13 protein-coding genes are annotated in these 12,643 nt (G+C 42.2%); 12 read left to right on the top strand and 1 reads right to left on the bottom strand.

The window, feature by feature from the left end; all coding sequences use genetic code 11:
- Nucleotides 1-57: 57 nt before the first annotated feature.
- The 5 genes from ACLB09_RS12710 to ACLB09_RS12730 all read left to right on the top strand — a co-directional run bounded on the left by ACLB09_RS12710 (nt 58) and on the right by ACLB09_RS12730 (nt 3,576).
- The gene (locus ACLB09_RS12710; RefSeq protein ID WP_410770207.1) at nt 58-483 is read left to right on the top strand and encodes an SRPBCC family protein; all 426 of its coding nucleotides are present in this window, start codon (nt 58-60) and stop codon (nt 481-483) included.
- A 20-nt stretch (nt 484-503) separates the two neighbouring features.
- The gene (locus ACLB09_RS12715) at nt 504-920 is read left to right on the top strand and encodes a VOC family protein (protein WP_410770208.1); all 417 of its coding nucleotides are present in this window, start codon (nt 504-506) and stop codon (nt 918-920) included.
- 76 nt (nt 921-996) lie between these two features.
- Complete coding sequence (locus tag ACLB09_RS12720) at nt 997-1,335, top strand: thioredoxin family protein (RefSeq protein WP_410770209.1); 339 nt, start codon at nt 997-999, stop codon at nt 1,333-1,335.
- A 206-nt stretch (nt 1,336-1,541) separates the two neighbouring features.
- Nucleotides 1,542-2,108 (top strand): hypothetical protein, encoded by a 567-nt coding sequence (locus ACLB09_RS12725; protein WP_410770210.1) that lies wholly within the window; start codon nt 1,542-1,544, stop codon nt 2,106-2,108.
- A 304-nt stretch (nt 2,109-2,412) separates the two neighbouring features.
- A complete protein-coding gene (locus ACLB09_RS12730; RefSeq protein ID WP_410770211.1) occupies nt 2,413-3,576 on the top strand; it encodes an InlB B-repeat-containing protein in 1,164 nt (387 codons plus the stop codon).
- Nucleotides 3,577-3,654: 78 nt separating this feature from the next.
- Here the strand turns inward: ACLB09_RS12730 and ACLB09_RS12735 are convergent, their stop codons facing one another.
- Complete coding sequence (locus tag ACLB09_RS12735) at nt 3,655-4,452, bottom strand: LacI family DNA-binding transcriptional regulator (protein WP_410770212.1); 798 nt, start codon at nt 4,450-4,452, stop codon at nt 3,655-3,657.
- Nucleotides 4,453-4,510: 58 nt separating this feature from the next.
- On the opposite strand from ACLB09_RS12735, the gene ACLB09_RS12740 reads away from it, so the two are divergent.
- From ACLB09_RS12740 to ACLB09_RS12770, 7 genes are all read left to right on the top strand, one after another.
- Nucleotides 4,511-6,208 (top strand): glycoside hydrolase family 13 protein, encoded by a 1,698-nt coding sequence (locus ACLB09_RS12740; protein ID WP_410770213.1) that lies wholly within the window; start codon nt 4,511-4,513, stop codon nt 6,206-6,208.
- 14 nt (nt 6,209-6,222) lie between these two features.
- Nucleotides 6,223-7,683, top strand: a complete 1,461-nt coding sequence (locus ACLB09_RS12745; protein ID WP_410770214.1) for a sugar ABC transporter substrate-binding protein — start codon at nt 6,223-6,225, stop codon at nt 7,681-7,683.
- A gap of 10 nt (nt 7,684-7,693) precedes the next feature.
- Nucleotides 7,694-9,010: a carbohydrate ABC transporter permease gene (locus ACLB09_RS12750; protein WP_410770215.1), complete on the top strand. Its 1,317-nt coding sequence runs from the start codon at nt 7,694-7,696 to the stop codon at nt 9,008-9,010.
- Nucleotides 9,007-9,843 carry a sugar ABC transporter permease gene (locus ACLB09_RS12755; RefSeq protein WP_410770216.1) on the top strand — a complete coding sequence of 279 codons (837 nt, stop codon included), beginning with the start codon at nt 9,007-9,009 and terminating at the stop codon, nt 9,841-9,843. Before ACLB09_RS12750 ends, ACLB09_RS12755 begins: the two co-directional genes overlap by 4 nt.
- A 174-nt stretch (nt 9,844-10,017) precedes the next feature.
- Nucleotides 10,018-10,728 carry an aspartate/glutamate racemase family protein gene (locus ACLB09_RS12760; protein WP_410770217.1) on the top strand — a complete coding sequence of 237 codons (711 nt, stop codon included), beginning with the start codon at nt 10,018-10,020 and terminating at the stop codon, nt 10,726-10,728.
- A 46-nt stretch (nt 10,729-10,774) separates the two neighbouring features.
- Nucleotides 10,775-11,785 carry a GNAT family N-acetyltransferase gene (locus ACLB09_RS12765; protein ID WP_410770218.1) on the top strand — a complete coding sequence of 337 codons (1,011 nt, stop codon included), beginning with the start codon at nt 10,775-10,777 and terminating at the stop codon, nt 11,783-11,785.
- Between the two features lie 155 nt (nt 11,786-11,940).
- The gene (locus ACLB09_RS12770) at nt 11,941-12,519 is read left to right on the top strand and encodes a TMEM175 family protein (RefSeq protein ID WP_410770219.1); all 579 of its coding nucleotides are present in this window, start codon (nt 11,941-11,943) and stop codon (nt 12,517-12,519) included.
- Nucleotides 12,520-12,643: the final 124 nt, after the last annotated feature.

Below are 12,643 nucleotides of genomic sequence, written 5' to 3' on the forward strand. Positions count from 1 at the left end.
TACGTCTATATTATTGAAAACTAAAAAATACGAGAAAATTAGCGAGGTGTTTTTGAAATGGGAACAAGTAATCCGACGAAAGTGACTGTTGAGGCAGTCGTTCAGGCGCCTATTGAAAAGGTATGGAACTGTTGGACGGAACCGGAGCACATTACGAAGTGGAATCAGGCTTCCGAAGATTGGCATGCCCCGAGGGCAGAGAATGATTTGCGGGCCGGCGGCAAGTTTTTGACCCGGATGGAAGCCAAGGATGGCAGCATGGGGTTTGATATGGGCGGTGTATATGACGAAGTAAAAACCCATGAATTGATTTCATATACGATGGGAGACGGGAGAAAGGTGGAGATTACCTTCACGGCTCAAGGCAGCGAAACGAAGGTCGTCGAAACTTTTGACGCCGAAGGCACGCATCCGGTTGAGGTCCAGCAAGCGGGCTGGCAAGCGATTATGGACAATTTCAAAAAGTACACGGAAGAATCCTAAGTATAAAGGAGGTACAATCGATGACAGTAAAACTCACTCCATATATCACTCTGGAGGGAAAAGCCAAGGAAGCTATTCGGTTTTATGAACAAGCCATCGGTGCAAAGGTTCTCTCTATCATTACTTACGGAGACATGCCGGAAATGTCGAATACTTTTACGGACGAAACAAAAAGTATGATTGCCAACGCAAAGATACAAGTAGGCGAAGCGGAGCTCATGTTTTCCGATGATCCGTTTGGTTCGCCTATTGCCAGCGGTAAAAAGGTTACCATTTGCATTACAACGAACGACGTGGAAACGTCAAAGCGCTTCTTCGAGGCCCTGCGGCAAGACGGTCAAGTCAATATGCCGTTTAAGGAAGAGCCGTTTAGCCCTGGATTTGGGGATGTCACGGATAAATTCGGAGTTACCTTTCAAATATATACGGAAATTTAGGGTTAATATAGAAGAAGGCCGCCCTCTTAGCGGGGAGGCCTTTTTTAATATTTGTTTGATGATTGGAGAGGGATCTATGCGAGAATTCGAAATATTAACGAGTGTCGAAGCGGCACATGAATTTATAAGACGCCATCGGTTATCGTTTCTCTATATCACGATGACGGGCTGTAGTGTTTGTCATGCATTGCAGCCGCAGGTGCAGAAATTATTAACGAAATACCCGGATATTCAACTGGCGACGATGAATGCGCAAGAAGTTCCGGCGGTCGCGGGGAGCTTTTCTGTTTTCACAGCGCCCGTATTATTGCTTTATGTGGAGGGGAAAGAATATCTCCGTGAAGCGAGAATCGTTCATCTGGATCTGCTGGACGAGAAAATCCGCAAAATTTATGATCTAGCGACGGGAATTTAAAGAGTTGCCCCAATCATGGTGCGACTCTTTTTTTTGCACTCGCTTATCTCATGAGGAAGTGAACCGCAGTAATTTCCAGAATTGAGGTAATAAGTAGGTAGGATTTGGGACAAACGATCTCTATAATGGAAATTAGATACATATCAAATATATCAATATTTAAGTAATGAACATAAAAATATCCTTTGGTTCTAGGAGGTTATCCTGTGGGAAGATCATTCGCAAATTTGCATATGAAGTCGAACAATCCGGAGAAGGCGGTCGAAGCCCTAAGAAAGTTGATCGAAAGGCACCCCAAAGTACTAGGAGAAGAGGAGGTACGGGAGACCAAGGTTGTCATGTACATAAGCGAAAGCAATGAGAACTGGATCAGCGTGCTCCATGAATATTTTGTATGGGGGACGGTGAAGAAGATCGGTCGAACGTTGTCCCGGTTGATCGATGACCCCATTATGACCATCGGATATATGAATGAGGAAATATTCGAATTGTCGATGTTCGCGGATGGAGAGATACAAGCCGAAAGAATCTTTTGCGAGCCATGGACAAGGGAGGAATATGAAGAACTCCGGGAAGAACGTCTTCATGATGACTACTTGGGAGAAGTCTTGGGTCTCCGTAAGGAGGAGCTTGATGAGCTTATAGGGATTACTAACCCGGAACAGGCGGTAAATAAGCTGTCGGAGCTCGCGGGGATGTCTTTATGGAGCGATGCGGAGTGGATACCGTACGAAGAAGATCTAAGAGAGCGATTTGTGAAGTATGAATTTTGAATGGGTGATTATTGATTCCTACTTTGTTTGAAATTTGTCCTAGGAGGCAGAAATGAGGCTGGATTTCTCATTAGATACCCTTGGAACATGTGTCGTCCAATTGAGAGACGAACTGCTGCCGTTAATGGAATTGGCAGGCTCCCTTTCGGTCGTTTCGAAAATCAAAAAGTAGAATTGACATGTAACAACCGGCATAGTAAAATCTGCTTAAACAGTTAAGCAGTAATAAATAGGCGTCTTTTGCGTAGACGCTATTTATTTTAATTTTTGCTTAACCGGTTAATCAATCGGGAGGTAACAATTTATGAGAAAAAGCAGGGCTATATTTATGGTATTATTATCTATTTTCTTAAGCGTTTTTTTACTGACTGCTTGCGGAAAATCAGACTCAACTATGGAACCCGGTGTATCAAACAACACGGATAGTTCAAAGGAAGACATAAAGAAAAATCTTTACACAGTAACGTTTTATGATATGGACGGGAGTACGGAATTATCAAAAGAAGAAGTCAAGGAGAATGAATCCGTAAGCGAATATACCCCGAAGAAAGATAACTATACCTTTATGGGCTGGTATGCAACGCCTTCTTTAACCCATAAATATGACTTTAGTACACCAGTGACTGCCGATACGAATATCTTTGCGGGATTTTTGGAAGATAAAGAAGATACAAGGAGTTTTGTTGTTGTTGGGAGCGGGAAGAGTCCGCTACTCGTCACCTCCAACTGGGGAACTGTGATTAATGACGATCTGATGCTAACCAAGGAGGAAGGTGAAAACGCTTACTCCATAAGCATGGATCTGTATGAAGGCGACGAATTCCAGTTAGCGACGAATTCATCCTGGTATAACCAAAGGGGGGCGGGCTATTTAACGACTACAAGTCAGGACGGAATTGAGTACTTTGCAGGCTCCGGCGGTAATTATCAATCCAATGAAGCCAAAAAGGCTAATATTAAATGCCTTAAATCCGGCAACTATACGCTTAAGTTGACTACATATCCTGGTGCCGATGTCTATGATACCGAAAATAGCAATTACACCGAAGAGACGAAAGAAAATTTTAATTCGAATCCCTACGATACCATAGAGTGGGTATATAACGGGGAGCCTAAGGACGCAATAGCAGACGTTACAACCTCATACTATATTAAGAGTTCCATCACAACCGGTTGGAATGATGTTTATAAGGACGAATACAGATTTAAAGAAATGGACGGACTACCTGTTTTAACGATTAAGTTAGCAGAGAAAGAAGAATTTTTATTTACTTCCACAGTCAAAGCCGGGGACACGGAAAATGTAGGAAACGAGTATGTAAAATTCAGTAATATTAAGGACGAAAATTCACTGGAATTTGTTGAAGGCAGTGCCAGTGACAATATCATCGCAAAAGCGGCGGGAGTTTATACCTTTACCTATAATCCGGAAACGAAAGAACTGACAGTAAGCTTTAAGACAAAATAATGAAATAAAAGTAAACAGGCCGCCGCATTTCACGGCAACAGGCTGCCATATATTTACGGCAGCCTGTTGCAAAAATGATTATACAAATTGGGCGTGTTCCATATCCGGAATGCGATTTATGGCAAAGTCTATGCAACGATACACCCTGTCCATTTTCGAATGTAAGTCATACGGAATATAGCAGGAACTTTCCCTTCCTGCCATAAGATCCTTCAGGGCACTCTGATTATATACGCAATTATGATCAGCCATCTCCGAAAGATCCTTTAAATCCTTTACAAACTTCACTTCACGGAAAGTTTTGCAGATAAACGACTTTAATAGCTCATTGTTTGGAGTTAGGCATAAATAGAAATAATTATCATCTCCAAAATGTTTATCGGCATTTTGCTTTAGAAGCTTATAGTCGCTGCAAACTTGAAAAAACCAGGGAATATCAATTAAGCAGTCAACGGCAATTACAGGAACAAGATTCTTATCCCCGATACGAAGGAAAAAATCAATTGTAGCGTCAAAACATAAAATGGCATCTACATGATTTAATTTTGCAATTTCCTTATTATCCTGGATAACCAAATGATATCCGTAATGAGCCGAAACCTCGGATAATGCCTCAATTAAAAGCAACTGCTCGGAACGTTTTAACAGAGAACTCTCAGGCATCATATAAAGAGCGATATTATAAGTTTTGCTCGTAGACAGAGACTTCGCGGAGGAGTTTGGTTTATAGTCCAAAAGATTAACGATTTGCAGGACCTTTTTCCTTGTTTCTTCGCTGATTCGTTGATCCGTGCGGTTGTTAATCACATATGAAATTGTGGCTACCGAGACACCTGCTTGCTTAGCAATGTCCTTCATTGTAATTTTTTTGTCCATGACTTAGTTATATACTTATTTATCATTTTTGTGAATATACAAAAGAGGAATTGATACCATGAATAGACAAGCCATGTTACATATACCTGAATCAAAATTCTGCTATCCCATAAATCAGGATACGATCATATTACGTTTGCGTATGGATAAAGAAGATGATGTAGACCGCGTTGAGGTAGTATACGGTTGTAAATATAAGTACTACATGGAACAAAAAGCGGCAGTAATGGAAGAGAAATATAAGGATGATCTATTTAAATACTACGAAGTAGAACTTAAGTTGGAAGATGTAAGACTATCTTATGTGTTTCGAATTTGGAAGGGTCAGGAATGCCGCTATTTTTCAGAAGACGGGCTTACTTCCGCCTATGATTTTAAATTGTCCTATTATAATTCCTTTCAGCTGCCTTATATAAACAAAAATGATATTCATGAAGTAGTAGAGTGGATGCGGGGCGCCGTATTTTATGAGATTTTTATCGACCGCTTTTATCAAGGGTTAACAGATAAAAATACGGATTATGTCAATTTGGAATGGGGCGGGATACCGGATCCCAAGAGCTTTACGGGCGGAGATATTCCGGGTGTTACACGCAAGTTGGATTATCTGAAGGATCTTGGGGTAAACGGCATCTACTTAACTCCCGTATTCGAGTCAATTTCTAACCATAAATACGATATATCCAATTACAAAAAAATTGACCCTCACTTTGGAACAAATGACGACCTTCTTAAACTAGTAAACGAGGCACATAAACGAGGTATTAAGATTGTATTGGATGCCGTGTTCAATCACTGCAGTAATCTGCTGCCGCAATTTCAGGATGTGCTTTTAAAAGGAAGAGAATCGAAGTATTTTGATTGGTTTATGATTGACGGCGACAGAATTGATACCCAAAACATCAATTATGAGGTGTTTGGCTACAGCGAATATATGCCAAAGTTTAATACCAGTAACCCCGAAGTACAAGAATTTCTATTGGACATAGCTCTCTTCTGGATCAAGGAATATGATATTGACGGCTGGCGCTTGGATGTATCCGATGAGGTTTCTCATCACTTTTGGAGAAAGTTAAGAGAAGCCGTTAAGAAAGTTAAGCCGGATTGTGTAATCATCGGGGAAAACTGGCACGATGCCAATGCATTTTTACAGGGAGACCAGTATGACAGCATCATGAATTATGCCTTTACCAAAGCCTGCCTGGATTATTATGCTTTCCGGACTGTTAATGCACAGGGCTTTGCCGAAAAGTTAAATCATTTGTTAATGAGAAATAACGGGCAGGTTAACGCTATGATGCTGAATCTTTTGGATTCTCACGATACGGACCGTTTTTTTACTTCCGTAAATAAGAATAAGGATCGCTTACTTTCTGCCATTGCCGTCATGTGTATGTATATGGGAGCACCTTGTATTTACTATGGAACGGAATTATACCTTGAGGGAGGATATGATCCGGATAACAGAAGGTGCTTTGATTGGGAGGAATCCCGCTGGGATATTCCGTTTGTGGAGAATTTAAAGAGTCTGTTGTCATTAAAGCAAAAGCCCGCTTTACGGAAGGGAGATATCCGTATTTCCTATGATGAGAATCTATGCTATATCCTTCGAACCTTTGAAAACAGTGAAGTTATATTAATTCTGAATCAATCCGGAAAAACAGTACGCATAAGCCAAACCGGAACAATACTGGCTCAAAATAAATTGCTGGAATGCAACTTATCAACGGATGGATTTGCAGTTTACGAAAATTAGAGGAGTGGATGATGATGAAGAGATTTTTCGGCCTTTTATTAGTAGTCTTGTTAAGCGTAGGACAACTGACCGGCTGTAAATCAGAGGCCTTGGATGAAAAGAATACGCCTGCCGAGACAAATGCACTAAAATCGATTTACAACGGGGAATTGGAAAGAAACGTTACACTCCGTATCCTTGAAAATGACACAGCCATCGAACAGGGATACTTCAAACAATTAATTGACGCTTTTAATGAAAAATATAAAGACTATGGAATTGTTGCCGTGGATGCCAATATGGATCAGCGCAGTAATTTGGCGGACGACGGACCTTATGGATATGGGCCGGATGTATTGTATCAGGCCAATGACTCCATTATGAAATATGTAAAGGGAAAACATATTTATCCAATCCCCGCAGAATCTTTGGAGTCCTTTTCCCGGATTCCCGAAAACGCATGGGAGGCCTATAAGTCTGAGGTAGACGGCAAAACCTATTATATGGGCGTTCCCGTAAATGTTCAGACCTCCATGTTATTTTATCGTAAGGATATGCTTCCTAAAGACTGGGAAACAAATTGGGATGCCAATAAGAATGAGGTACCGGACATGGTAGAAAACTGGAATGATTTGTATAAATATTCAAAGTCGATCGTTGAATCGGGTTCCGGAAAGTATGGTTATATGCGGTCGTTATATGATGTGTATTTTTCTTCCGGCTTCCTTTTCTCCTATGGAGGATATATCTTTGGAGATCATAATACGAACCCGAAAGAAGTGGGATTATCTGCCGGTAATGCCGAGGTGGGAGCAAATGTTTTGTTAAAGCTTGCTTCCGTGATGAACGAAGAGAGCATAGACGATTCCATCACAGTAAATGGCTATAGCAAAATTGCGGATGGTACTTATTTTGCCACTATGACAACACCGGATGTTTATTCCTTATTTATTAAAGAACTAACATTGCAATATGAAAAGCAAGGTATGAGTACGGAGAAGGCTAAAGCATCGGCTGAAGAAAATCTGGTTGTAGCCGGACTGCCTTTGCTTCCTGCAAGCGGTGATTTAACGGAAGAAAACCCCGAATTCATACCTCAAAAGGCTATGGGAGGCATAAACGGATATGCTATCAGTGCTTATACAAAAGCACCCAATGCCAGCCTTGCCTTTGTGGAATTTGCCACAAGTTATGAGATGATCATGAAGAGACAGGGGCTACTGGGAAGTATTCCGGCACGTTCCGATGCTGCTCAAGCGGTCGGAGGAGTCTCGGAAATCGTATTTAATAACTTAAATGAAGGAAACATTGTAGTCATGCCGTCCATTACTGAAATGGTACAGGTATGGTCACCGGCAGAAACATTCTTTACGGATTTGGCTAAGGATGCCTTTCGTACGTCCGATAAAAAATACACTTCTTTAGAAGAGCTAAAGAGTGGGCTAAAGCTTGTAGATCGGCAAATCTATGATGCAATCCACACTCTTTCTAATTAGAGGTGTTTAGATGAATATCTTTAGCAAACTAATTTTTTTCAAAAAAAATGCAGGCAAGAACGTTAAAGCCAGTATATGTCTTATGGGCCTGGGTCAGTTAATGTATGGTCAAATTGGAAAGGGTCTGCTATACCTTGCCATACTTGCCTGTGGAGTTTTCTATTTTATATCTCGGGGTTTTTCTGACTTGGCGGGTCTTTTCACATTAGGAACCAAAGAAAAGGATGCTTGGTTTGGCATTGAAGGAGATAACTCGGTTGTTATGCTGCTTATGGGTATTCTATTCATTGCGGCAATTATAGTATTTATTAGCTGCTACCTTTCAAATGTCCGAGATATTTATGAGACCCAAACTCTGGTGGAGAAGGGCGGGAAGCCTAGAACCTTCTCGGAAGATGTTAAAAAGTTGCTGGACGAAAAGTTCTACAAGACAGCATTGTTTCTGCCGGTTATAGGCGTATTTGTATTCAGTATACTGCCTATTATATTTATGATCGCGGTTTCATTTACGAATTATGGCGGTAATATTGTCCCTCCAAAATTGGTCGATTGGGTTGGCTTCAAGAATTTTATACAGATTGCAACCCTTTCAAAATTTGCGCCGACCTTTGGAAGGATTCTTAGCTGGAACCTGCTTTGGGCGGTAAGTGCCACCTTTTTAAATTATTTTGCGGGTCTTGGTCTTGCCCTGCTTCTTAATAAGAAGTGCGTAAGAGGCACGATTATATGGAGGGCATTTCCGATCCTGGCCTACGCGGTACCCGGATTTATTACCCTGCTTGGTTTCCGCTTTATGTTTTCTTATGGCGGACCTATTAACCAAATGATTATGGATATGGGGCATATGGCCATTGGTTTTTTGGATATCGATGCGAAATGGATGGCAAGGCTTATCGGCTTATTGGTAAACGCATGGATTACGGTACCTTCCATTATGCTTTTAGCAACGGGTATATTAACAAACCTTGATATGGATCAGATAGAAGCTGCTAAAATTGACGGTGCGAAACCGTGGAAGCAATTCACGAAAATCGTATTGCCTTTTGTTGTGTTTTCCACGACTCCGGTATTGATTGGCCAGTTTATTGGAAACTTTAATAATTTCGGCATCTTCTTCTTCCTCCGTGGCGGATTATATATGGACGGATATTTCTTAGCCAGCGATACGGATCTGTTAATTAACTGGCTCTATAATTTATCCATTAGCAACAACTATTATAATATCGGTGCGGCAATCAGTTTAGTCATATTCCTTATTACCTCTATGATTTCCCTGTTTGTATATGTTAAATCTCCATCTTATAAAGAGGAGGATGTTTTCCGATGAAAAAATACAGATTCCTTCGTGCGGCAGATACCGTTATTACCCATGCCGCGTTAGTTGTGGTTTCATTGATCTTCCTCATTCCTTGCCTTTGGTTGATTTTGGCATCCTTTAGTAAATCGGGATCCATCTATACCTATAATGGATTTCTCCCCAGCGAATATAGCTTGGACACCTTTATTACCTTATTTACGGATACGGCCATGTATAATTACCCCAGGTGGTTTATGAATACTTTGCAGATTGCGATATTCAGCAGTCTGATTGGTACTTTTCTTGTTATATTAACGGCATATACCATGTCCAGGTTCCAATTTAAGAGCAGGAAGAAAATCATGAAGGGAACGCTGATCCTTGGCATGTTTCCCTCTTTTATGGGAATGATCGCCGTATATATTATCATGACGCAATTCGGACTAATTAATAATTTATGGGGCGTCATCCTGATTTACAGTTCCAGCGCACCGATGGGCTATTTAACCCAAAAAGGTTTTTTTGATACAGTATCTTATTCCATTGATGAAGCGGCTAAAATTGACGGGGCAACGAATTTACAGATATTTTTAAAAATCAATTTGCCATTGTCCCAGCCCATGATCGTTTATACCGCACTTACGAGTTTCACCTTCCCATGGAGCGACTTTATATTGCCAAAGCTATTATTAAAGGAAAAAGATCTCTATACAGTAGCTGTGGGCCTGATGAACCTTGGCGAAACCGAGTTTTCAAGATTTGCGGCAGGCTCCGTTTTTATAGCGGTACCTATTGTTATTTTATACTTCATACTGATTCGTTATATGATACATGGTATGACGGCCGGGGCAGTGAAGGGATAAGAAAACAGTTCGCAAGGAATAGATGAGATGTGACAGGCTGACGAAAAAGAAAACACCAAAGGGGTGTTTTCTTTTTTATATTACGAAAGAAATTTTGTCGCTGCGAGAAATGGCTTGAAGTCGAGCAACATTTAAAGGAAAATATAGTGAAAATCCCCTGGGAGGGTGAGTTTTATGAAAACAATAGGTCTAATCGGCGGGATGAGTTGGGAGTCATCCTTGTTGTATTACCAAATCATGAACCAACGGGTGAATGAGAAGCTGGGAGGGCACCATTCCGCAAAAAGTCTCATGTATTCGGTAGATTTTGACGAGATCAAAAATCTTCAATATCAGGGGAAATGGGATGAGGCCACAAAAATAATGATCGATTCCGCACAAAGGTTGGAATCCGGCGGGGCCGATTTCATCGTGATATGCACCAATACCATGCACAAGATGGCAAAGGAGATAGAAGAATCGGTCACGATTCCACTACTCCATATCGCGGATTCAACGGCAAAAGAAATTGTTAAGGATGGAATTAAGAAAGTCGCTCTATTGGGTACAGCTTTTACGATGGAACAAGATTTCTATAAAGGCAGGCTGATGGATAAGTTCGGACTCGATGTTAGGGTCCCGGACGAAGCGGATCGAATGATCATTCATGACATCATCTATCAAGAACTGTGCCTTGGACTCATTAAGGATGAATCCAGGCAATCCTATCTAAGGATTATAGATAAGCTTAGTCGACAGGGAGCGGAGGCCATTATTCTCGGGTGCACCGAGATCACCTTGCTCGTTTCGCAAGAGAACTGCGGAGTCCCGCTATACGATACAACAAGACTTCATGCGGAGTCTGCCGTTGACTTCGCTTTGAGTGAGGGGAGAACAGTATCCTAAGTAGCGGCAAGTTTCTATTCTTGAATTCATGGGAGTGTTATGGAGAATGGGGAAAGAGGAAATGAAGGTGGTTACTTTTCAACACTCGCATTTAGAAGCGGCTGCGATGCTTCTGTCAGCACACCATGTTGAAGAACGAACAAAGACACCAAGCCTGCAGAAATTATTTGAAGAACCGGTACATGCCGGACGAGTTATCGATACATGGTTGGAGAAGGAAAATGTCAGTGGAATCGCCGCTTTCAGAGGCGCTGAACTTATCGGCTATATGATGGGGAGATTGGAAACCGACAAGCAGCGCGAGCGCTATACTTGGGTTGATTATGCCGGTACAGCCATTGCGGCAGAGGAGAGCGCCGAACTTTATCGGGAAATGTATGCTGTGATTGCTGCAGAATGGGTCAAGGCCGGTTCCTTCAAGCATTACGTTCTTGTGCCCGGCGGAGACACTAAGGCAATGGATGGCTGGCTTCGATTAGGCTTTGGTTATGAACAAGTCCATGGTGTTCAGGCCATACCCTCCGATATTTCGCTGCCTCTCCTGGATTCGGAAATTTGTATTCGACTTGCGACGGAAGAAGATGAACGGGAGGTTCGAAAAATAGCTACGCTGATCATGGAGCATCAAGCGGAATCGCCGGTGTGGGCACCCGCTTTTATCGAGGACCGCGGGATGCTGCAAGAGGGTTTTGTTGAGCTAATGAAGGATCCGACAGCTTATTTTTGGGTAGCTTCCCAAGGGCAGGACATTTTAGGATTTCAGGCATTTTATCCAGCTCAGAATTCAGATTCGAATATGATGATACCGGACTCTTGTATTTGTCTAGGTGTTGGAGCGACTGTTCCATATGCAAGAGGAAAGGGAGTTGCAACTCATCTTATAAAGCATGGATTCGATCATGCGCGTAAAGCAGGATATTTAAACTGTATGACGGATTGGAGAATGACCAATCTGGAATCTTCACGGTTTTGGCCAAAACAAAATTTTCTTCCTTATGCTTATCGGCTAGTGAGGCACATTGATCCCCGGATTGCCTGGGCCACGGGAAAAGCGTGAGCAACTCGTCGTTACAGACGGCGGGGAGCACCGTACCCTAAGCAACGGCTAATAGAATAAGAAGGCTTTTGCTTGACGGGATGAAGGATTTTATGCAAAGTTAGTGGTGTCGAAAAGGTAAATATAGCGCGCGAACCGAGAGAGGGGGAGACACAATGAAGGCGAATCGGATGGAAGCGTTCAGCGATGGCGTACTGGCGATTATTATTACGATCATGGTACTGGAATTTAAAGTGCCGGTAGGCCATGACTGGCATGCGCTGATCGAGCTCGGCCCAAAGATTCTTAGCTACATCTTTAGTTTCGTATATATCGGTATCTACTGGAACAATCATCATCACCTGCTGCACATGGTTCGAACGATGAACGGGCCGTTGATGTGGCTCAATTTGCTGCTTCTATTCTGGTTATCCCTGATCCCGTTTACCACGGCTTGGATGGGGGAAAGCCATTTTGCAGCCACTCCTACGGCGCTATACGGCATTATACTACTACTCGCAGCATTCTCGTACTGGCTGCTGCAGCGGGCGATTATTAACCAGCATTCCAGCGACTCCTCATTCTTTTCGATGATGGGGAAAGACTTGAAGGGGAAAGCATCCCCTTTACTCTACTTAGCTGCAGCCTTGACCGCATATGTGAGTCCTTGGATATCGGGCTTCTTTTTTGTACTGGTTGCCGTAGTCTGGTTCATGCCGGATAAACGAATCGAGCGTGCTCTGAAAGGACGCTGATTCCAAAGAGTTCTCAGCAAACGATAAGGAGTTGGCAATGGCCAACTCCATTGTTATTTTTCGCCGATAGAGCCGTAAAGCTGAAACTTATCGCAAGCAGAAGCAAGTTTTTTTTCATAAACGT

The sequence above is a fragment of the Fontibacillus forbon genome, assembly GCF_046559655.1.
Classification (GTDB): domain Bacteria; phylum Bacillota; class Bacilli; order Paenibacillales; family Paenibacillaceae; genus Fontibacillus.

Coding starts and splice junctions, on each gene's coding strand:
- ACLB09_RS12715 (WP_410770208.1), top strand. CDS start 504: ATGACAGTAAAACTCACTCCATATATCACTCTGGAGGGAAAAGCCAAG.
- ACLB09_RS12730 (WP_410770211.1), top strand. CDS start 2,413: ATGAGAAAAAGCAGGGCTATATTTATGGTATTATTATCTATTTTCTTA.
- ACLB09_RS12745 (WP_410770214.1), top strand. CDS start 6,223: ATGAAGAGATTTTTCGGCCTTTTATTAGTAGTCTTGTTAAGCGTAGGA.
- ACLB09_RS12765 (WP_410770218.1), top strand. CDS start 10,775: ATGGGGAAAGAGGAAATGAAGGTGGTTACTTTTCAACACTCGCATTTA.
- ACLB09_RS12720 (WP_410770209.1), top strand. CDS start 997: ATGCGAGAATTCGAAATATTAACGAGTGTCGAAGCGGCACATGAATTT.
- ACLB09_RS12710 (WP_410770207.1), top strand. CDS start 58: ATGGGAACAAGTAATCCGACGAAAGTGACTGTTGAGGCAGTCGTTCAG.
- ACLB09_RS12755 (WP_410770216.1), top strand. CDS start 9,007: ATGAAAAAATACAGATTCCTTCGTGCGGCAGATACCGTTATTACCCAT.
- ACLB09_RS12740 (WP_410770213.1), top strand. CDS start 4,511: ATGAATAGACAAGCCATGTTACATATACCTGAATCAAAATTCTGCTAT.
- ACLB09_RS12770 (WP_410770219.1), top strand. CDS start 11,941: ATGAAGGCGAATCGGATGGAAGCGTTCAGCGATGGCGTACTGGCGATT.
- ACLB09_RS12735 (WP_410770212.1), bottom strand. CDS start 4,452: ATGGACAAAAAAATTACAATGAAGGACATTGCTAAGCAAGCAGGTGTC.
- ACLB09_RS12750 (WP_410770215.1), top strand. CDS start 7,694: ATGAATATCTTTAGCAAACTAATTTTTTTCAAAAAAAATGCAGGCAAG.
- ACLB09_RS12760 (WP_410770217.1), top strand. CDS start 10,018: ATGAAAACAATAGGTCTAATCGGCGGGATGAGTTGGGAGTCATCCTTG.